Raw genomic sequence first — 18958 nt, 5'->3', positions numbered from 1 at the left:
CCCCATTTGACTCTATACGGAGAGCTTAAAGGTAAAATTATTCGCGGTCAAGGTACTAGTACAGCATCAGATTAAAAATAAGGGATTCCTGAAGGCTGTTTGATATGGATTAGCGTTCGTCACCAGCTTTCGATCTGTTCTAATGTATATCGTACATCAGAATGGTTTAAACGAGGCTCAAACATCCATCATGATGTATTTTGTACATTCAAAGGATAGCCATAAGGCACTTTTCGGCTAATGTTGCGGTTCCTGCTGCACCAAATACATTGAAATCCTAAAACGAGCCTACTTTTTCCTATCCTGATGTATAAAGTGCACTCTAGCGATCTCCGCCCTAGGCTTACAGCGTGCCGCCCGGGAGGTGGCTTTCGAATGCGCCATCTACTCCCACCTTTTAAAGACTGATGCTGTACTAGCTAATCCGTTCCTCATCCACCATCCACCATCCTCCACCTCCCGTTCCCCGTTCCAGCCGACGGCAAGCACAAATTTGGAGCCAACTCCATCTCATGATTTTGCGGGAGCTTCTTTTTCGCCGTCTCAAATAGGTGCTGGATAGTCCCACAAGCGCAACATCAGGGAGCGTTGAGCCGTCTGTATAAGAGAATAACCTCTTACAGAGTCTGGAAGGAGCGAATGACAGGAGAATGAACCCACGAAAAATCCAATATAAAGCTGTGCTGTGGAAAACCGTGCCTTTGCTGGTGCTTGGAGGTTTAATATTGACGGGATGTAATACGCAACCCTCGGCAACGCCTGATCCGGTGAATGCCGCTGCATCCGAATTCAGCGACCGGGAAATGACAGGTTATGTTCTCTCCCTGAACTCACAGCGGCGGGTGATCTCACTGAATATTTCCGATTGGATTAACCGTCATAATCAGACGGGGACAAGAGAGGATATGATGCATTCCGTAGAAGTGACCCTGGATCACGAGGTTTTGCTTGAAGATGAGGAGGGCCTTCCCATCCAGCCGGGAGATTTGCGAATCGGGGATAAGCTTAAGGTGTCGTCAGTGCCCCAGGTACAGAAGCAAAGCGGGGAACGGCTGGCGGTAACCGCTGATCGGCTCACACGCCTTCATATTTCCCGTACCGAGAAGCTGAAGTGGCTGCTCGCCAGGAGCAACGGCAGCATCCATACCGTCGTGTTGTACGACGAAGGAACGGTACCGCAGGTGGATGAGCTGGATTTCGGGCGCGAGGTCCCGGGCGCCTTTACGGGAGGAATCTCCTGGGTGGAGCACCGGCCCGGGGAGGCTGTGGACTATAAGCAGGGGCTGGGGATAAGCCAACTGCCCATGCTGCTGGTGTTCGACAGGGAAGGCCTGATTTATCAGACGGCATCCATTAAGGAGCTTCAGCAATGGTTCAATGACAGGGCTGCGGCTTCCAAACCAGCCAACTCTTCCTCATTGAAGTGAGTTCGTAGCTGAGGTAGGTTTACCAACACCCACAGGACTCATCCGTGTCCGTTTTTCAAATAAAATATAGCGATCTGCGTGCGGTCGCGCAGACCCAGCTTGCTTAGAATATCGGTAATGTAGTTTTTAATCGTGCCTTCGCTCAAGAACAGCTTCGCGGCAATTTCTTTGTTGGAATGCCCTTCTGCGATGGCGGCGACAACAGCCAGCTCCGCCTTGGTCAGCCCGTATCCCTCCAGCGGCTGTGATTCCGCCGTAGCGGAATGGGCGGCCGGCTGCAGGAAGGAAGCCAGCTTCCGCGCAATATCGGGATGAATCAGCATGTTGCCTTCATATACCGTTTTGATACCCTGAATAATCCGGTCCGGGGGAATATTCTTGAGCAGGTAGCCGCTGGCTCCATTGCGCAGCGCTTCAATAATATATTCGTCATCGTCGAAGGTGGTCAGCATCAGCACGGCTATTTGCGGGAAGACCTCCTTGATACGGGCCGTACCTTCCACTCCGCCGCAGCCCGGCATACGGATATCCATCAATACCACATCCGCTTCCAGCCCTTCCATAAGTTGCGCCAGAGCCTCGTTTCCGTCTCCCGCCGTACCTGTCACCGTCAGCTCCGGATCCATTCCAATCAGTACCTTCAAGCTCTCGCGGATAAAAGAGTCATCATCAACAATCAATACCTTCACCTAAGCCACTCCTTGGCTGCACAATAACAGCTTCCTTTTATGATAATGTCCTTGCCGCCGGCTGGTAAACGGGCAACTGCGTTACTACCATGAACTGCGGTTCCAGCCGCACCTCCAGCGTCCCGCCGATGATCCGGGTACGCTCTGTCATACCGGTGAGGCCCATCCCGCCGCTGGCTTGGAGCCTGGACCCTTCTTCCCCTTCAGGCTGACGGCCGTTGTTACTGACCTCCATCGTCACCTTGCCCTCTGTATACCTTACAAGAATTTGAACCTCTGAAGCCTGTCCATGACGCAAGGCATTTGTGATTGCTTCCCGGGCATTTTTATAGAGGACAACCAAAACGCTGGGATAGAGCGCAAAAGGCAGGCCTTCCACCTTATAGGAAGTCATAATTCCCGTATCCCGGCCCGTCTCCTCCAGCAGCCGGTCCAGGGCATAGGCGCCCTCCAGTTGCGGAGCATAGTTGATGCGCCTCACAGCCGCACGCATATCGTCCATACTGGCGGCAAGCTGGTCGCGAATCTGGCCCATCAGCTGCATGCCAGTTTCGGGAGCGGAGGGCAGCGTATGGATCGCAGCCTCCATCATCATTTTAATCCGGATCAGGCGATGGCCGATATCGTCATGGAGCTGGCGGGCAATACGTACACGCTCCTTGGATTCTGCGGCATTCTCAACCTGGGCCGTGAATTGCAGCAGCCGTACCCGGGTTTCTTCCAGTTCAAAATGTTTTTTGCGCAGCTCATCATATACCTCCAGCAATTGCTCCTGTCCGCGGCTGGCCTTGTGCAGCAGATGGACCAGGAACACCGCCAGCAGAAAGGTAAGATTCAGGGAAGCCCGCCCGAGCGGCTCCAGATGCTGAAGAGCCAGGTTCAAGGCCAGCAGATGGGCGCAGGTGTAGACGGCCGACAAGGCCTTTGGCCGAAGCAAAGCATAGAACAGCAGAGCGGAAATGGCCGGAAAAATCATCAGGAAGCCATACTGGTGGCACAGCCAGGCGGTGAACAGCACTTCAATGCCGCTCAGCAGCGGGTGCAGTGGACCGGGCAGCTGTCTATTCAACGTCGCCAGAAGCATCAGCAGAAGCCAGTGCAGCGTGTATAAGCCGAGGTTGTCATATGGATAAATATATATATTTACCGCCGCAGGGATAATAATTAATCCGTACCGCAGCAGGGTCAGCTCTCTGGTCATCTTCCCGCCCCCTCATCCCGTCAGCTTTCCAACGGAGGTGTCTGTTTAAAAATATAAGGGTTTATATGTTCTACGCCATAAATCAGTCTTATATTTCTATGAGAAACGGATACCCTCCTCTTCCAGAGGACGGCGAAGCCGTTTCTTCTTGTTATCTTAGCATAATCGTCTGGCGCAGCAGGAGATGACTTTAGTCACCTTCCATTAATGACCTTTAGGACCTTCATGTTTCCCTTGGCTGCGCTACAATGAGGACAAAGAAACGAAAGCAGACAGGAGCGTTGGTAAGATGGCACTTGTGGTATTAACCGATGTGGTGAAGCGGTATGACGGGAAATTAACGGTGGACCACGTGAATATGGGCATTCAGGAAGGCGAGATCTTTGGCCTGCTCGGCCCGAACGGGGCGGGTAAAAGCACAACAATCAGCATGATCTGCGGACTGCTCAAGATCGACGGCGGTGAAATTCTGATTGATGGCCTGTCCGTAGCGGCGAACCCTCTGGAGATCAAAAAAAGAATAGGGCTTGTGCCGCAGGACTTGGCTCTGTACGATACACTGACGGCGGAAGAGAATGTAACCTTCTTCGGGAAGCTGCAAGGTCTGCGGGGGGCGCTGCTTAAAGAGAGAGTGGCGGAAGCGCTGGGATTCACAGGCCTTGCCGACCGGGCCAAGCACAAGCCATCCACGTTCTCGGGCGGGATGAAGCGGCGGCTGAACATTGCCTGTGCGATTATGCACCGTCCGAAGCTGATTATTATGGATGAGCCGACGGTGGGGATTGATCCGCAGTCCCGCAATCATATACTCGAATCCGTCAAAGCGCTGAACAAGCTCGGTTCAACCGTCATCTATACCAGCCATTATATGGAGGAGGTTGCGGCAATCTGCGACCGGGTCGCCATTATGGATAAAGGTCATGTCATTGCCTGCGGCACGGAGAAGGAACTGCGGGAGCGGGTCGCCCAAGAGGAAAAAATAGTAGTCAAGGCCACCCGTGTTACAGAAGCGCTGCTGGAGGAACTGAGACAACATCCCCGGATTACCCGTGTAGAAATCACAGGGGATGAACTGGTTCTGTTTCTGCCTTCGTCGCAAGGAGGGCTGCAGGATATCCTCTTTATTTTTGCCAAGCATGATGGGGTTATCTCCTCGCTGCGCGTAGAAGAGCCGAATCTGGAAACGCTGTTCCTTAGCTTAACCGGACGGACACTGCGGGACTAGAGGGGGAGAAACCGGATGAAAACTATATTAACGATTATGGCTTACGAGCTGCGACGGCTGGTGCGTTCCCGCTCTAATCTGCTGAATATGTTCCTGCTGCCGCTGGTGCTGATCTTCCTGTTGGGCTCCTCGCTCTCCAGTGTGATGGGTGGCAAGGCACCATCATCCATTGAGCAGGTACGTGTCGCTATTGTGAATCCGACCAACAGCGGCGGCAGTGAAGCTTCGGGGATGCTTGCCGAGCTGTTGAAATTGCCGGAGCTGAAAGAGCAGCTGATTCCGCTGGAAACGGAGAGCCGCGAAGAGGCGGAGAGCGGGCTGCGGACCGGAAAATACGGGTATGCCGTTATTGTTCCGCCCGGGTTTGACGAGAAAGTACGAAGCGGCGGGCAAGCGCAGCTGGAGTTCATTCTCGGAAAGGACCGCACAGATAATCTTGTGGCCGGAACGGTATTTGATAATTTTCTGGACACCTTGAATTACACTCAATCGGCAATGCGGGTTCTGGGACCGGCAGTGCTGACTGCCGCCGCTGCCCCTGGGGTGGAGGGGGACTCCGTCCAACTGGGTGAACTGGGAAAAGGAGGACGCAGTTATACAGCTTCTCAATTTTATGCCGTGTCGATGACCGTGATGTTCCTGCTCTACTCCGGGCTGACAGTAACGATCTCCCTGTTCAATGAAAAAGAGAACCACACCCTTTTCCGGCTAAGCTCCATGCCGGTTAAGGCATCGCAGCTGTTCATCGGCAAAATGCTGGGGATAGCGGTCATCACCATCTTTCAGGGCACTACCTTGATTGTGTTGACGAATCTGTTGTTCGGAGTGGACTGGGGGAACCGTCCCCTGCTGCTGATTTTGTTCTGCCTGCTGATTATCATCGCTTCGCTGACATTATCAGTGGTGATTACTCTTTTCAGCAAGACAGGAGCCAGTGCCAGAAGTGTAATTACCGTAATTATTGTAGGGATGACGTTCATCAGCGGCGGGATGGCGCCACTTCCGGAAGCGTGGGTGAATTCGGCGGGAGTCTTCACCATTAATCATTGGGCTCTGCAGGCTATTCTGAAGATGATGCTGCATACGGAGCTGGCACAGATTCTGCCGAATCTGCTGGTGCTCTCCTTGATCTGCGTGGCTCTGTTCGCAGCAGCGATATTCTCTTACCGGAAGGTGGGTTACCATGGATAAAATATGGACAATTGCCTGGCATATGATGAAACGGACGATTGGCTCCCGCAAGGGAATCCTGATCTATATCCTATTTCCTTGTCTCGTCATTGCCGGAATTGTGGCCATCAGCGGGGGAGCCGGGGAAGAACCGACAGTTGTGCTTTACGGGAACGGTGATCAAGGGGCTGCAGGCAAACATTTGCTGGCCGAGCTGGAGCGTACGGGCGAATATAAGCTGATACAGACTGCCGGTGAGCAGGAATTAAAAGATGACATTACAGGGCAAAAAGGTCAGGCAGGTCTGTGGATTCCTACGGGCTACACCGCCGATATGCTCGCAGGTCAACGGCCCTTAATCCGTATGTATGAGCTAAAAACAAGCGAGGCTTCTGTCATGCTTAATATGAAGATGAAGGCTATCGCCGATAAAATGCAGGCTGCGGCTGCCGGGATTGCCGCGGTTCAGCCGGGGGGCGGCGATCAGGAGGCCCAGTTATCCCGGATTCTGCAGACGGTGGAGCAGCATACTGTGGGGAGTGTAAGGACGGACTATAACCTTTATCCCCGGGAAGGCTTGGGTGTAGTCACCGGGATGACGCTGATGTTCCTGATGGCACTGGTCACCAGCACAGTCTCGCTCATTCTGGACGACCGCAAGGGCCGGACCATGATGCGTATGTTCAGTGCTCCGGTACGCGCCTATGAGATTGCGATCGGTAATTTTCTTGGCAGCTTTATGGTTGGACTGATTCAGATCGTCGTTGTGCTGCTGCTGGGGCGTTTTGTCCTTCGGTATGATTACGAGCTGCCGCTTTATCTGTATTTCCTGGTGCTTGCGGCTTTTATGCTGGTGTCGATGGGAATCGCCAGCACAGTGGCTGGACTAATCCGCAATCCGAACAATGCCGGGATGCTCAACATGCTCATTCTGACTCCGACCTGTATGCTGGGCGGTTGTTTCTGGCCGATCTCCATCATGCCGGACTATATGCAGAAGGCCGCGAATTTTGTACCGCAGAAATGGGCGCTTGAAGCGGTAGATATTGCCGCCACCGGCGGGGGCTGGAATGAATTGTGGCTGCCCTTCGCCATCCTGGGCCTGATGGCCGCAGTGCTGCTTGCGATCGGTTCTGCGATCCTGCGTCCAAGCGAAGCGGGGATTAACGCGTAGTCAGGTTACATGATTTATGCTCAAGTTATGTAAAAGTGTTCCCCTGGAACGGATTCTGTTTCAGGAGAGCACTTTTTTTTGAAAACATGTTATACTTTAGAGTATGTGAAAACGGTATCAATAAACAGCCGATTAGGAGGATGGGAAGATGAAGGGCAGTAACAAACTGGCTTGGACCTGGCGGGTCAAGGCGGAATGTCTGGAAGAATACGTGGCTATGCACCTGGAGCCCTGGCCGGAGATTCTGGAGGAGCACACCAAAGCGGGCATCCGCAATTATTCAATTTTTCAGAACGGCAATCAATTTTTTTATTGCTTTGAATGTGATGACACCGAGGCGGCATTTGCCTATATCGCCAAGAGCGAAGCCTGCAACCGCTGGAATGCGATTACCTCGAAGATGGTTGAAGGGTCTTTCGATTTCAATGAAGAGACGCCGATGGAGCCGCTTCGCGAGGTATTTTACCTGAAGTAGCAGTTGCCCAAGCTGGAAGAATATGTGTACACCAGGAATCTGACACAACACTGGATTTATCCCAATAAAAACCCTTTTTATCAGAGGAAAGCTGATTAAAGGGTTTTTTATTGTATAATAATGTTATATTTAATGAAAATTCACATGAGGGAGGCGGACGTATGGACAATAACAATCTGAACAATCCGTTTGGACATTTGCCGGACCCTGACGCTGAAAAAGCCAAGTTCGATGTCAATCAGAACCAACTCCATACCCGGGGAGTTCCGGGTCTATGGAGTCAACTCCTGGACCTGCTCATTGTTCTTGGGGTTAGCGCTGTTATTATTGGTATTTTGTTATGGATATTTTAAGGCTCAATCTAAAAATAAGCTGTTTACAGACTAAACGGACCGGAGAAACGTTATTTCGCGAAATAAGGTCATTTTTCTGGTCAAACGGACTCAGGGGCCGCTAAATGATCCATTGACCCTTGTTTTGGGCTAGAGATCATACAATAAGAGCACCTGTGTCCGTATAAAAGGACAACACCCTTCGTTGCCTCAAATAAGATCCCCTGAGTCCGCTTCCTTGCGCAGCCGATCCCGGTGACGAGTTGTTGCCGGGACCAAGTCAACCGCTGATTATGGAGTTGAGCCTATTCTAATTTGCGTCTATTCCACTCCAAAAAGCAAGGACTGTCCCAAACAGCCATTTTATGGCTTATGGGGCAGCCCCTTTGGCCAACGCTGCTGTTATTCAGCAGTCCACAGCTTTACACGGTCCTGTACATATTTGGTGTAGCCTTGCTCCATTTTCTCCACGCCGGCTTTTTCCAGGTCAGCCATGTAGGCATCCCAGATCTTATCGAAATCGGCCGGTTTGGCCAGAATGGCTTCCGGGATGCGTTTCCACGTAATATCCCGCATCTTGTTGCCCAATATGGATACCTCATCTTCGCCCGGAATTGCAATGTTCCAGGCTGCGCCATAGGCTTTTTCCTTAAATTCCTCTTCTTTCGGGAATAAATCCTTCCAGGTCGTTGCTTTGTAAGCAGCCAAGGTTTCTTTTTCAACATCACTGTATCCAAGGATAAGCTGCTCCGGGAAATTCTTGGTGTAATAGTTGCCGGTAGAGTCTTTGGCGCCGTCACCGTAGTGAACCATCATATTCCAATAGAAGCCGATCCCGGTTTCTTTCGTGAATGCAGTGTTATCGTTGTTGATGCGCTCCTGAACCTCGGCAGGCACGACACGTTTGCCGTTCTCCATAACATAATGTTTGCCTTCGATTCCCCAGTTGTTAAGAATCTGCCCTTCGTCCGAGGCCAGGTAGTCCAGGAACTTGATGGTGCGGACCGGATCGGGATTGGTAGTAGAGATCGAGATGCCGTATCCGCCCATGAAGCCGGTTGGCCAGAAGCTGGTTTCTTTATATTCCTCTGTGAGGGTTACAGGATAATGGCCGTAGGTCTGATCGTATTTGCCTGCTGTCTTCAAGGCCTGCTGGGCATCATTATAATCCCAATCCTGGTCTATCAGCCCGAGTACACGTCCGGTAGCCACTTTGGCTTTATACTGATCGTATTTTTGCACAAAACTTTCCTTGTCGAGCAAGCCGATATCGTTCATATGGTTGAGCCAGCGGAAATATTCTTTTTCCTCGGGACGGCGGAAGTGATAAGTGGCTTCATGCGTCTCCTGATCAATGAAATATTCTCCGTCATCCGAACCGCCTGTAGTTGCTACAGCGGGATTGGTGACCGAAATGTACATGTGCCAGTCATCGGCATTCAGGGATACCCCGATGTTTTTGTTGCCGTTCTCATCAGTAGGGTGCTTCTCCAGGTAGGCCTTAATCACATTCTCATAATCCTGCACGGTGCGGATTTCCGGATACCCGGCTTCTTTGACCACCCGGTGCTGCAGCTCGAATCCGCCGCCCGCCACAAACTTCTTCTCGTCCACAGCAGCCCACGTCGGGATGGCGTAGATGGACTGGTCTTCGTTGGTATATTTGGCCCGGGCCAGATTGTCGCCCAGTACCCGTTTGATGTTAGGCGCATGTTTGTCGATCAGGTCGGTCAGATCAATCACCGCTCCGGCATCGACCAGCTTGCCGATATCCGCTTTGGCCGAGATGATGTCCGGATATTCGCCTCCGGCGGCAATCAGGGCGATTTTTTGCTGCGGGTCGCCGACGGCGAACTCGGCATCCAACGTGACTCCTGTTTTCTCCGTGATCACTTTGCTGATATCGTCCTTCATATTGTTCCAATTGGGATTCGGGTCTTCTGCGAAAAAGGTGAGCGTCAGCGGACTTAAATCCTCGGCTCCCGCCGTGCTTTCCGCCGTCGTGTTCCCGCCATTTGCAGCTTGGCCGCCTTCATTGCCGGCCGTGTTCGTAGTGTTGTTGGAGCCGCTGCAGCCTGCCAGCACACTGAGAGACAAGGTCAAGACCATCAGCATCACGTACGGTTTTGCTGTTTTTCTTGTCATGAATAGAAACCCTCCCTTTTTCTGATTAAGAATGTATTGTATACACAGGCCCCGCCTGCCGATACCGTAAACAGGACTAGCTTTTTACCGAACCCAGGGTCATACCTTTGATGAAATAACGCTGCAGGAACGGGTAAACGAGAAGAATAGGCACGGTGACTACGATGGTAATCGCCATTTTGACGGATTCGGGCGAGATTTGCGCCATGACCTGGGTCATATTGCGGCCGCGAAAGGTATCGGCGTTGGTCGTTGTGCTCTGGATAACCTTCATCAGCTCATATTGCAGGGTGGTCAGCGTATCCTTGGAACCGTTGTAGAGGTAGGTGTCGATCCAGGCATTCCACTGGCCTACGGCCAGGAATAAGGCGATGGTAGCCAGCGCCGGTTTGGTCAGCGGGAGAATAATCCGCCAATAAATCGTGAAATCGTTGGCCCCGTCCAGCTTGGCGGATTCCTGCAGGGCGTATGGCAGTCCGTCGATAAAGGAACGGATTACAAACACATTGAAAGCGCTCACCAGACTGGGCAGTACGTATACGCCGAAGGTCCCCATCATCTCCAAATTTTTGATTAAGATATAAAAGGGAATCAGCCCGCCCGAAACATACATCGTCAATGCGAGAAAGGTGGAGACGAACTTGCGGGCCTGAAAGTCCACCCGGCTCAGGGTGAAGGCCAGCATGGAAGCGCTGATGAGTCCAAGTATCGTCCCGGTAACCGTACGCAGAATGGATATTTTGAGCCCGGTCATCAGCCCGGAATAGGCGAAGATCGTCTCATAGTTCTTGAGTGTGAAGACCCGGGGGTAAATCGTAATGCCTCCCTTGATGCTGTCCGTGGAATCATTAAATGAGATCGCCAGCACATTCAGAAAAGGATACAGCGTGACAATCGTGACCATCGTTATCGCAACATAAACTACCAAATCAAAGATGCGGTCCGACCAGGGCGCAGCGGTCAGTTTTTTTCTTGACATAGTGACCCCCCTAAATGATGCTTTCCTTCGTTATTTTTTTGAAAATACCGTTGGCGACGAAGAGCAGAATCACACTCACCACGGAGTTGAAAATATTAATGGCAGTCCCGAAGGAGAAACGCCCCATCCCCAGCCCGTAATTCAGCGCATACAGATCCAGCGTCTGGGAGTAGTCGCGCACCAGGTTGTTGCCCAGCAGGAACTGCTTCTCGAATCCGATGCTGATTAAATGCCCGATCGACATGATCAGAAGGATGACAACCGTAGTCCGGATGCCAGGTAGTGTAATATTGCGCACCTGCTGGAGCCTGCTTGCTCCGTCCACCTTGGCCGCCTCATACAGCTCCGGGCCGATGCCCGAGATGGCCGCCAGATAGATAATTGTGTTCCATCCGGTTTCCTTCCAGACATCCGATGCTGTAACGATGCCCCAGAACAGATGGCCTTTGGCCATGAACTGGATCGGTTCACTGATAATGTGGAGGCTCAGCAGCAGATCATTCACCGCGCCGTTGTCCGTGGAGAGCATTTTGGTAATGATCCCTGCAGCTACCACCCAGGATACAAAGTGGGGCAGATAAGAGACCGTCTGCACGAAACGCTTCAATACCTGCAAGCGCAGCTCATTCAGCAGAACGGCGAAAATAATCGGGATGATAAACCCGGCCAGCAGGCCCATGATACTCATGGCCAGTGTGTTGCGCAGGGCATTGAAGAACTGCTCATCCTGGAACAGTTCCCGGAAGTACTGGAAGCCGACCCATTTTTGCTCGAAAAAGGACTTGCCCGGTTTGTACTTTTGGAAGGCCATGGTCCAGCCCCATAAAGGCAGATAGCTGAATACGAACGCCCAGAGCACAAAAGGAATTGCCATCATATAGAGGTATTTCTGCTGCAGAAAAGTTGGCCAAAAGCTGGATTTTGGTTTCTTGGGTCCAGGTTGAACCTTGGTGGTAATCGCTTTCATCTCTGTCCCTCCTTCTATATGGAACTATCATAAGCAATGGGGTATCCCGGAACCACCCGACAATTTCATCTAAAAAACAGGGGGGAATCAGCTTTTTTCGTAAGCGTTTTCAGAAAATCGAAATGGATCAGTTGGAGTGTTTACGATACACCGAGGGAGAAATGCCTTCGATCTTCTTGAATTTCTCACGGAAATAATCGACATCGCTGAACCCCACCTCGCTTGCAGCCTGATGGATTTTCCGTCCTTGATCCAGCAGCGTTTTGGCCTGCTCAATACGGACTTTATCCAGATAGCTGTTGAAGGAATACCCGGTGATATTCTTGAAAAGCTTGCCCAGATAAGCGCTGCTGTAATTGAATACATCCGCCAGGGTCTCCAGCTTCAGGTTCTGATCGTAATGGCGGTGAATGAGATCGAGCATTTTTTTCATCATAACGTCCATATCGTCACGTGTGATTCCATCCATAGAGTCCAGAAGCAGCCGGGTAATATAACGCTGCAGCTCAGGCAGAGAAGTGTAACGGTAGATTTGCTGGAGCTGCTCATCCATCCGGCTGCCAGAAAAGCCTGGTTCCTTGTAATGCTGCGAGAGTTTGTTCAAGAGAAAAGTCACCATCCGCACATAACGCGATTTCACAGCCATTTCCGATAGATCTGCGGCAACCATAATTCTCCCCGCTTCCTCTACCAGAGGAGAAAGGAGGTCGGCGCTGCCAATATCGATGGCAAAATACAGCCTGTCGATAACGGCCGCAAGGCCGCTCTCCACATCGGCTGGAGTTCCCGGGAACCTGTTCTTCAGCTGCAGGGAATCCGGACCAATGATCCCGGACTCATCGTAAAAAAAGTGATCCTTCATCCGGGCCAGCGCTGAGCTGTAGGAGGAAGGGAGCTCCTCCAGCTGCTCAACCCTATTCCCGGCGGCGATCAAACACTCCAGCCCGTGAGCGGCCACGGCAGCCCGGATATCCGCTGCCATCAGCTTGCGGACCAGCTCTTTCTGGAAGGAAGGCCGCAGCAGCACGCCGAGGTAGGAGTCCAAAGAGAACACCATTCCCCAGTTCTGTTCCTCGAAGCTTGTGGCAAGCCTGGTTTTTACGGCTGTCGAAGGGCCATTATCCGCATGGTCCTGCAGCAGCAGCCGGATCAGGATGATCTGATACGAATCCCAGAGCAGTCCGGATTCATGTACCGCTGCCGCCCAAGCAGGCGGCGACTGGGGGCTCGTCTCCAGCAGAATGGACTGCACCAGCATCTCGCGGCTCCATTCTTTGACGGCAGCGCTTTTTCTGTGGCCGGCTACCCGCTCCTTTAATTCAGTAGACAGTCTGGCCAGGTAAGCCTGCAGCTCATCTTCATCTACAGGCTTGAGCAGGTAGTTATCTATGCCGTAGGCTAAGGCACGTTTGGCATAATCGAAATCGGCATAGCCGCTCAGAATGATCATATGCATGTCCGGGTCGGCGGCCCGTAGTTCTTCGATCAGCTCCAGGCCGTCCTTACCGGGCATGCGGATATCGACAATCATCAGATCGGGGGTATGCAGCTCGTATTTGTGCTTGGCTTCTATAGCGTTGGCTGCTGTGTCCACCACCTGGTAGCCAAGGCTGTTCCAATCAATCAGGCCGGTAAGTCCTTCGCGGATCGAGAGCTCGTCATCAACAATCAACACGCTGTACATTGGCATCACTCCTTAAGGGAATAGCAAAGCTGAGCTGTGTTCCAAATCCAGGCTGACTTGCCAGGGTCAGTCCGCACGCCGGACCATAAGTTAATTGCAGCCGCAAATGAATATTGCGCAGCCCGATGCTGTGCGTCTCATAATCCTCTTTGTGGTCCAGCATCCGGTGGATCTCCTGCAAACGCGCCGGGGAGATCCCCGCGCCATTATCAGAAATCTGTACCTTAAGCTGCTGCTCTTCCAGCCATACCTCAACCCGGATCATGCCGCCTTCGATCCGGTTCTCCAAGCCATGGATGACGCAGTTCTCCACCAAGGGCTGGATAATCAAAGGCGGGATCTGTACCCGATTAGCCTTGGGGTCTACCTCCAGCTCATAGGCAAGCCTGTCATCATATCGGAATTTTTGGATCACCAGGTAGCAGTTGACCGTCTCCAGTTCGCTTTGCAGCGAGATTTTGCCGTTGCCGACCTCCAGATTTTTGCGCATCATTTTGCCCAGCAGCCGTACTACATGGGCTATATCTGCATGCCCCCTACGATGGACCTTCATGCGGATGGTCTCCAGGGCATTAAACAAGAAATGAGGATGGATCTGGCTGGCCATCATTTTGAACTTGATCTCGCTCTGCTTAAGTTCAATGGCATTTTTCTGCCGGTTCGTTTCCTGCACTTCGCTCATCAGATCATTAATGTTCCTTACCATGTGGTTGAACTGTCTGGCGAGCTGTCCGATTTCATCCTTGCCATCAATGACCAGGGTCACACCGAGATTCCCGGAGGCCACTTTGGAGAGATGTTTGCTTAAATGCAGCATCCGCCCGGCGAGCAGCTTGGAGAAATAATAGATCAGCAGAATCGCCAGGATCAAAGCCGACAGAATGACTGAAAAAGCGAGAGTAATAATCCGGTTCGGTTCCTGGACGATGCTGTCTACAGAAAAAATCGAGATAATCCGCAGGCTGTTCAGACTCGCCCCCGGATGCCAATCGTCGATCAGCATTTTGGAAGAATGGCCATCGATCGTCACATCGTAGGGACCTTGTCCGGCAGCGGCTCTTGAAGTATGAGGTTTGAAGTTAATGTCATCCAGTGTCTTGCCCAGCGTGTCCGCACGGTTGGAGGCAACGATATGATCATGCTCATCCACAATGATCGTTTCAAAAGCCTCCTGTTCGAGGATGGCATTCAGCCGGTCGGTATTTACATTGATAATGAGAATTCCGCTTGTACGCTCCTTTAGAAAATCCACTTTGCGGATCAGGCTGAGATAATATTTGCCGTCCCGGCTGTCCTTAATGTAGTTCCAGCAGATCAGGCCCTTATGGGCCAGAGCATTCTGGTACCAGCCGGCAGCTGTGACGCTTGCATCCGCCTGAAGGAACTCCCAGTTATCCAGAATCGTTGGATTGTTGATATAGATACGGACACTGGATACCTCTCTGTACAAACGTACGAATTCCCGGAAATCCGGGTAATCCCAGTAGGCCTGAACCACATCGTAGACCGACTCATAGCGGCGGTTGGCCGCTTCCTCCAGGCGGCTGTCATTGGAGAGGCGGTAAGAGATATCAATGGGGATGCTGAGCGTTTCCCCCGTGCGTTTCTTGACCCGGTCCACATTGGCCTTAATCTGCTCCAAGGCGTTGTCCAGCGCCATTCTCCGCAATTCACTTGTCAGGAATACACCAACGATTAATACGGGAATCAGAACGACACAGCCAAAAGACAGGAATAGCTTGGTTCGGAGCTTCAAATCATTCAGAAAGGTGATAATACGGTTGTACACAAACAGGACCACCTCCATAAAATGTGATGATAACGCTTACAGTAGAGTATATAGCTAAAGAAAGGTCCTATGAATGTGACCCATTTGGCATTCATTGTCCTGATTTATGCAAAAAAGAGCGATCAGACTCCTGACTATCTATAATAATTAGGGTTTAACACAATTTGCGGGGCCAGGACTATAAAGATAATAAGATGAGGTTACGCGGAAAAGGTGTATCCGGGATTCATTGGCTCTAAGGGGGCCATTGAGATGTCGAGCAAGCGGAAACGGATCCAGGTGCGCTTATTATCAAAGTAACCACGGTTTCGCCAGGCTTACGGACTCAGCTGCACCTATTGACGGAATTCCGCTCCATATATGCCGGTTAAACAAGCAATAAGAGCAATACGGTCCGTAAACCCGGCCGGACACGCCAAATAGAGATAATAAGGGCTGTAGGGTCCGCAGTGTTCTAGGGTAACGAATGGGGAGCAGAACAAAGGTATACAGGTAATAGAATATAAAAAAATGCAGCTGCCCGAAAGTGTCAACACTTTGCAAGGCAGCTGCTTTAACTTTATTATAGTAAGCTTTTCACCCGCAAGAACAATTCAGCACCGGCTTGCGCGCGGCCTGTGTCTCATCCAGACGGCTGATCTCCGTCGTGTGCGGGGCGTTAATGACAATCTCCGGCGTTTCCTGCGCTTCCTTGACGATTTGGATCATCGTCTCGATGAAGCCGTCGAGCGTTTCTTTGCTCTCGGTTTCCGTAGGTTCGATCATCATACACTCTTCCACGGTGAGCGGGAAGTACACTGTTGGCGGGTGGTAGCCGAAGTCGAGCAGGCGTTTGGCAACATCAAGTGTGCGGACACCATATTGCTTGAGATTGCGGCCGGACATAACGAATTCATGCTTGCAGACACCGGGATACGGAATCTCAAAATAAGGTGCCAGGCGGTGCATCATATAGTTGGCATTCAGCACGGCATTTTCGGACACTTCGCGCAGCCCGTCGGGACCGTAGGTGCGGATATAAGCATAAGCGCGAACGAGGATGCCAAAGTTGCCGTAATACGCTTTGACGCGTCCGATGGATTGCGGGCCGCCGAAATCAAGAGAGAAGCTTCCATCTTCATTCCGGGCAACCGTCGGCTGCGGCAGGAACGGAATCAGCTTGGCTTTGACACCAACTGGTCCTGCGCCTGGTCCGCCGCCGCCGTGTGGAGTGCTCATCGTCTTGTGCAGGTTCAAATGCACTACGTCAAAGCCCATATCACCGGGGCGGGTAATGCCCATAATCGCATTGGAGTTCGCTCCGTCATAGTAGAGTAGGCCGCCTGCTTCATGGACAATCGCCGCGATTTCGACGATTTGCGTCTCGAAGAGACCAAGGGTGCTCGGGTTGGTCAGCATGAGTGCAGCAGTATCGCTGCCAACGGCTGCCCGCAGGGCTTCCAGATCGACCATTCCTTTATCATTGGAAGGAATCGTAACCGTATCCAGTCCGGCTGCGGCGGCGCTGGCCGGGTTGGTGCCGTGCGAGGAATCCGGCACGATAACCTTGGTGCGGGTCTCACCGCGGCTTTCGTGGTAGGCGCGGATCATCATCAGACCGGTCCATTCGCCATGCGCACCGGCTGCGGGCTGCAAAGAAACGGCGTCCATGCCGGTGAGGGCGGCGAGATCATTTTGCAAAGTATACATCAGTTCAAGCGCACCCTGCATACTCTCTTCCGGCTGGTACGGATGGATCTTGGCCAGGCCGGGGAAGCGGGCGACATCTTCGTTGATCTTCGGATTATATTTCATTGTACAAGAGCCGAGCGGATAGAAGCCGTTATCGACCCCGAAGTTCCGGCGGGACAGGGAGGTATAGTGGCGGATGACATCGACTTCGGATACTTCCGGCAGCACCACAGGTTCACTGCGCAGCAGGCCTTGCGGGATCAGCGCTTCGATGCTCTCGTTCTGCGGCACATCGCACTGAGGCAGGGAATAGGCCGAACGGCCGGGACGGCTTAATTCAAAAATCAGACTTTGTTCCGGTTTCATAAACAGCCCTCCAGTGCGCTAGCGAATTGGTCAATTTCTTCTTTGCTTCTTTTCTCGGTCACAGCAACCAGAATATGTCCGGCCAGCTCGGGGTAATCGCGGCCCAGATCATAGCCGCCCAGATAACCTTCCTGCGCCAGCTTGGAGTTCACAGTCTTCACGCTGGTTCCCTCCGGAAGCTTCAAGACAAATTCATTAAAGAAAGGGGCGGAGAAGGTGCACTCCGCACCGCTTATTTCGGCCAGCTTGCCGGAGGCGTAATGGCTTTTGCGGATATTCAGCTCACCGACCTCGCGCATGCCTTCTTTGCCCATTACGGACAGATAGACCGAAGCGCACAGGGCAAGCAGCGCCTGGTTGGAGCAAATGTTCGATGTGGCTTTCTCACGGCGGATGTGCTGCTCACGGGCTTGCAGCGTCAGCACGAAGCCGCGTTTGCCGTTACGGTCAACGGTCTGGCCGACGATCCGGCCCGGCATGCGGCGCATCAGCGGCTCGGCGACGGCGAAGAATCCGCAGGTTGGGCCGCCGAGCGATGCCGGAATCCCCAGCGGCTGGGCATCGCCCACGACGATATCCGCGCCTAGCCTGCCCGGTGTTTCAAGAACCCCGAGGGCAATCGGGTTGGCGCTGACCACCATCAGCCCTTTGACCCCATGGATTAATGGCTCAATGGCACGGAGGTCCTCGATAGCGCCAAAGAAGTTCGGCGACTGCACAAGTACGGCGGCAGTATCGCCATCAATGGCAGCGCCAAGCTTCGTGAGGTCGGTTACACCATCTGTATAGTCAATCTCCACGACTTCAAGGCCCCAGGCTTCTGCCGAGGTGCGTAGCACCTGGCGGGCTTCGGGATGAACGGTACGGGAGACCATCAGCTTTTTGCGTTTGGTGGCCCCGGCGGCAAGTACAGCAGCTTCGGCAAAAGCGGTAGCCCCGTCATACATGCTGGCATTGGCGACTTTCATGCCGGTCAGTTCGCAGATGTAAGACTGGAATTCGAAGATCGCCTGCAGCTCCCCTTGGCTGATCTCCGGCTGGTATGGGGTATAAGCGGTATAGAATTCCGAACGGGAGATCACATGGTTGATCACAACCGGGATGTGATGGTCGTACAGTCCGGCACCAAGGAAGCTGGCATGGGTGTCGAAGTTGGCATTCTGGTCGGCCAGGCCCTTCATATGGCGCAGCAGCGCATATTCGTCAAGAGGTTCAGACATCGGCATCGTCCCTTGGTAGCGGACAGCTTGCGGGATGTCGGCGAACAGCTCATCAATGGACTGAATCCCGACAGTCTCCATCATCTCTTGGCGGTCCTGCTCAGTCATCGGCAGATAACGGTGCTTCATTTATGGATTCACTCCTTGGGTTCTTTTGGAATTTAAGAATCTATAAGCTGGATATGACTTAGCTTCACGAATTTCCTGAACAACCACCCTAACTGGTTTGCCGCTGGGATCGTGGGTGACTACATCAGTAAGCGGACAGAGATTCCGCTATTGGCGATTTTTTACTCCATTTGTCTCTTGAGCGGACTCAGATTCCGTTATTTACTCATACGGGAGCAGTTTTGATACTTCTGCCGCATTTAGAGGAATCTCAGTCCTCGAGAGGGTTAAACCCGCAGTCTGGAGCGAAATAACGTATTCACAGTCCACATGCGG

General features: G+C 52.3%; 15 protein-coding genes. 6 read left to right on the top strand and 9 right to left on the bottom strand.

Annotation, left to right across the window (positions count from 1 at the left end; translation table 11 throughout):
• Positions 1-650: 650 nt before the first annotated feature.
• Positions 651-1427 (top strand): hypothetical protein, encoded by a 777-nt coding sequence (locus IEY53_RS26020; protein WP_189030180.1) that lies wholly within the window; start codon positions 651-653, stop codon positions 1425-1427.
• A 38-nt stretch (positions 1428-1465) separates the two neighbouring features.
• Here IEY53_RS26020 and IEY53_RS26015 read toward each other — a convergent pair whose 3' ends face one another.
• Positions 1466-2116, bottom strand: a complete 651-nt coding sequence (locus IEY53_RS26015; RefSeq protein WP_189030178.1) for a response regulator — start codon at positions 2114-2116, stop codon at positions 1466-1468.
• Between the two features lie 37 nt (positions 2117-2153).
• Complete coding sequence (locus IEY53_RS26010; protein WP_189030176.1) at positions 2154-3317, bottom strand: sensor histidine kinase; 1164 nt, start codon at positions 3315-3317, stop codon at positions 2154-2156.
• A 289-nt stretch (positions 3318-3606) separates the two neighbouring features.
• Between IEY53_RS26010 and IEY53_RS26005 the strand changes: the two genes are divergently transcribed.
• From IEY53_RS26005 to IEY53_RS25985, 5 genes are all read left to right on the top strand, one after another.
• Positions 3607-4542, top strand: coding sequence for an ABC transporter ATP-binding protein (locus IEY53_RS26005; RefSeq protein WP_189030174.1), 936 nt, complete (start codon positions 3607-3609; stop codon positions 4540-4542).
• Between the two features lie 15 nt (positions 4543-4557).
• The gene (locus tag IEY53_RS26000; protein WP_189030172.1) at positions 4558-5733 is read left to right on the top strand and encodes an ABC transporter permease; all 1176 of its coding nucleotides are present in this window, start codon (positions 4558-4560) and stop codon (positions 5731-5733) included.
• The gene (locus tag IEY53_RS25995; RefSeq protein ID WP_189030170.1) at positions 5726-6886 is read left to right on the top strand and encodes an ABC transporter permease; all 1161 of its coding nucleotides are present in this window, start codon (positions 5726-5728) and stop codon (positions 6884-6886) included. Before IEY53_RS26000 ends, IEY53_RS25995 begins: the two co-directional genes overlap by 8 nt.
• A gap of 148 nt (positions 6887-7034) precedes the next feature.
• Complete coding sequence (locus IEY53_RS25990) at positions 7035-7361, top strand: L-rhamnose mutarotase (protein WP_189030168.1); 327 nt, start codon at positions 7035-7037, stop codon at positions 7359-7361.
• Positions 7362-7522: 161 nt separating this feature from the next.
• Positions 7523-7714 (top strand): hypothetical protein, encoded by a 192-nt coding sequence (locus IEY53_RS25985; RefSeq protein WP_189030166.1) that lies wholly within the window; start codon positions 7523-7525, stop codon positions 7712-7714.
• A 381-nt stretch (positions 7715-8095) separates the two neighbouring features.
• Here the strand turns inward: IEY53_RS25985 and IEY53_RS25980 are convergent, their stop codons facing one another.
• From IEY53_RS25980 to gcvPA, 7 genes are all read right to left on the bottom strand, one after another.
• Positions 8096-9838: an ABC transporter substrate-binding protein gene (locus IEY53_RS25980; RefSeq protein ID WP_189030164.1), complete on the bottom strand. Its 1743-nt coding sequence runs from the start codon at positions 9836-9838 to the stop codon at positions 8096-8098.
• 76 nt (positions 9839-9914) lie between these two features.
• Positions 9915-10817, bottom strand: coding sequence for a carbohydrate ABC transporter permease (locus IEY53_RS25975; protein ID WP_189030162.1), 903 nt, complete (start codon positions 10815-10817; stop codon positions 9915-9917).
• Between the two features lie 10 nt (positions 10818-10827).
• Positions 10828-11784 carry an ABC transporter permease gene (locus IEY53_RS25970; RefSeq protein WP_189030160.1) on the bottom strand — a complete coding sequence of 319 codons (957 nt, stop codon included), beginning with the start codon at positions 11782-11784 and terminating at the stop codon, positions 10828-10830.
• Between the two features lie 127 nt (positions 11785-11911).
• Entirely contained in the window at positions 11912-13468 is a 1557-nt protein-coding gene (locus IEY53_RS25965; protein ID WP_189030159.1) for a response regulator transcription factor, read from the bottom strand.
• Positions 13446-15257 (bottom strand): cache domain-containing sensor histidine kinase, encoded by a 1812-nt coding sequence (locus IEY53_RS25960; RefSeq protein WP_189030157.1) that lies wholly within the window; start codon positions 15255-15257, stop codon positions 13446-13448. The genes IEY53_RS25965 and IEY53_RS25960 overlap by 23 nt, the downstream gene beginning before the upstream one ends.
• A 576-nt stretch (positions 15258-15833) precedes the next feature.
• Positions 15834-17294: an aminomethyl-transferring glycine dehydrogenase subunit GcvPB gene (gene gcvPB, locus IEY53_RS25955; protein ID WP_189030155.1), complete on the bottom strand. Its 1461-nt coding sequence runs from the start codon at positions 17292-17294 to the stop codon at positions 15834-15836.
• The gene (gcvPA, locus tag IEY53_RS25950) at positions 17291-18643 is read right to left on the bottom strand and encodes an aminomethyl-transferring glycine dehydrogenase subunit GcvPA (RefSeq protein WP_189030153.1); all 1353 of its coding nucleotides are present in this window, start codon (positions 18641-18643) and stop codon (positions 17291-17293) included. Before gcvPA ends, gcvPB begins: the two co-directional genes overlap by 4 nt.
• Positions 18644-18958 lie beyond the last annotated feature (315 nt).

The sequence above is a fragment of the Paenibacillus albidus genome (assembly GCF_014644435.1).
In the GTDB taxonomy this organism is placed as follows: Bacteria; Bacillota; Bacilli; order Paenibacillales; family Paenibacillaceae; genus Paenibacillus_AQ; species Paenibacillus_AQ albidus.
The sequence above is the reverse complement of the archived record's forward strand: the minus strand, read 5'-3'. Positions and strand labels throughout refer to the sequence as shown.

Excerpts from the sequence above, each read along its gene's own strand:
- IEY53_RS26005 (WP_189030174.1), top strand. The coding sequence starts at position 3,607 with ATGGCACTTGTGGTATTAACCGATGTGGTGAAGCGGTATGACGGGAAA.
- IEY53_RS25965 (WP_189030159.1), bottom strand. The coding sequence starts at position 13,468 with ATGTACAGCGTGTTGATTGTTGATGACGAGCTCTCGATCCGCGAAGGA.
- IEY53_RS25975 (WP_189030162.1), bottom strand. The coding sequence starts at position 10,817 with ATGTCAAGAAAAAAACTGACCGCTGCGCCCTGGTCGGACCGCATCTTT.
- IEY53_RS25980 (WP_189030164.1), bottom strand. The coding sequence starts at position 9,838 with ATGACAAGAAAAACAGCAAAACCGTACGTGATGCTGATGGTCTTGACC.
- IEY53_RS25990 (WP_189030168.1), top strand. The coding sequence starts at position 7,035 with ATGAAGGGCAGTAACAAACTGGCTTGGACCTGGCGGGTCAAGGCGGAA.
- IEY53_RS26010 (WP_189030176.1), bottom strand. The coding sequence starts at position 3,317 with ATGACCAGAGAGCTGACCCTGCTGCGGTACGGATTAATTATTATCCCT.
- IEY53_RS26000 (WP_189030172.1), top strand. The coding sequence starts at position 4,558 with ATGAAAACTATATTAACGATTATGGCTTACGAGCTGCGACGGCTGGTG.
- gcvPA (WP_189030153.1), bottom strand. The coding sequence starts at position 18,643 with ATGAAGCACCGTTATCTGCCGATGACTGAGCAGGACCGCCAAGAGATG.
- gcvPB (WP_189030155.1), bottom strand. The coding sequence starts at position 17,294 with ATGAAACCGGAACAAAGTCTGATTTTTGAATTAAGCCGTCCCGGCCGT.
- IEY53_RS26020 (WP_189030180.1), top strand. The coding sequence starts at position 651 with ATGAACCCACGAAAAATCCAATATAAAGCTGTGCTGTGGAAAACCGTG.
- IEY53_RS25985 (WP_189030166.1), top strand. The coding sequence starts at position 7,523 with ATGGACAATAACAATCTGAACAATCCGTTTGGACATTTGCCGGACCCT.
- IEY53_RS25995 (WP_189030170.1), top strand. The coding sequence starts at position 5,726 with ATGGATAAAATATGGACAATTGCCTGGCATATGATGAAACGGACGATT.
- IEY53_RS25970 (WP_189030160.1), bottom strand. The coding sequence starts at position 11,784 with ATGAAAGCGATTACCACCAAGGTTCAACCTGGACCCAAGAAACCAAAA.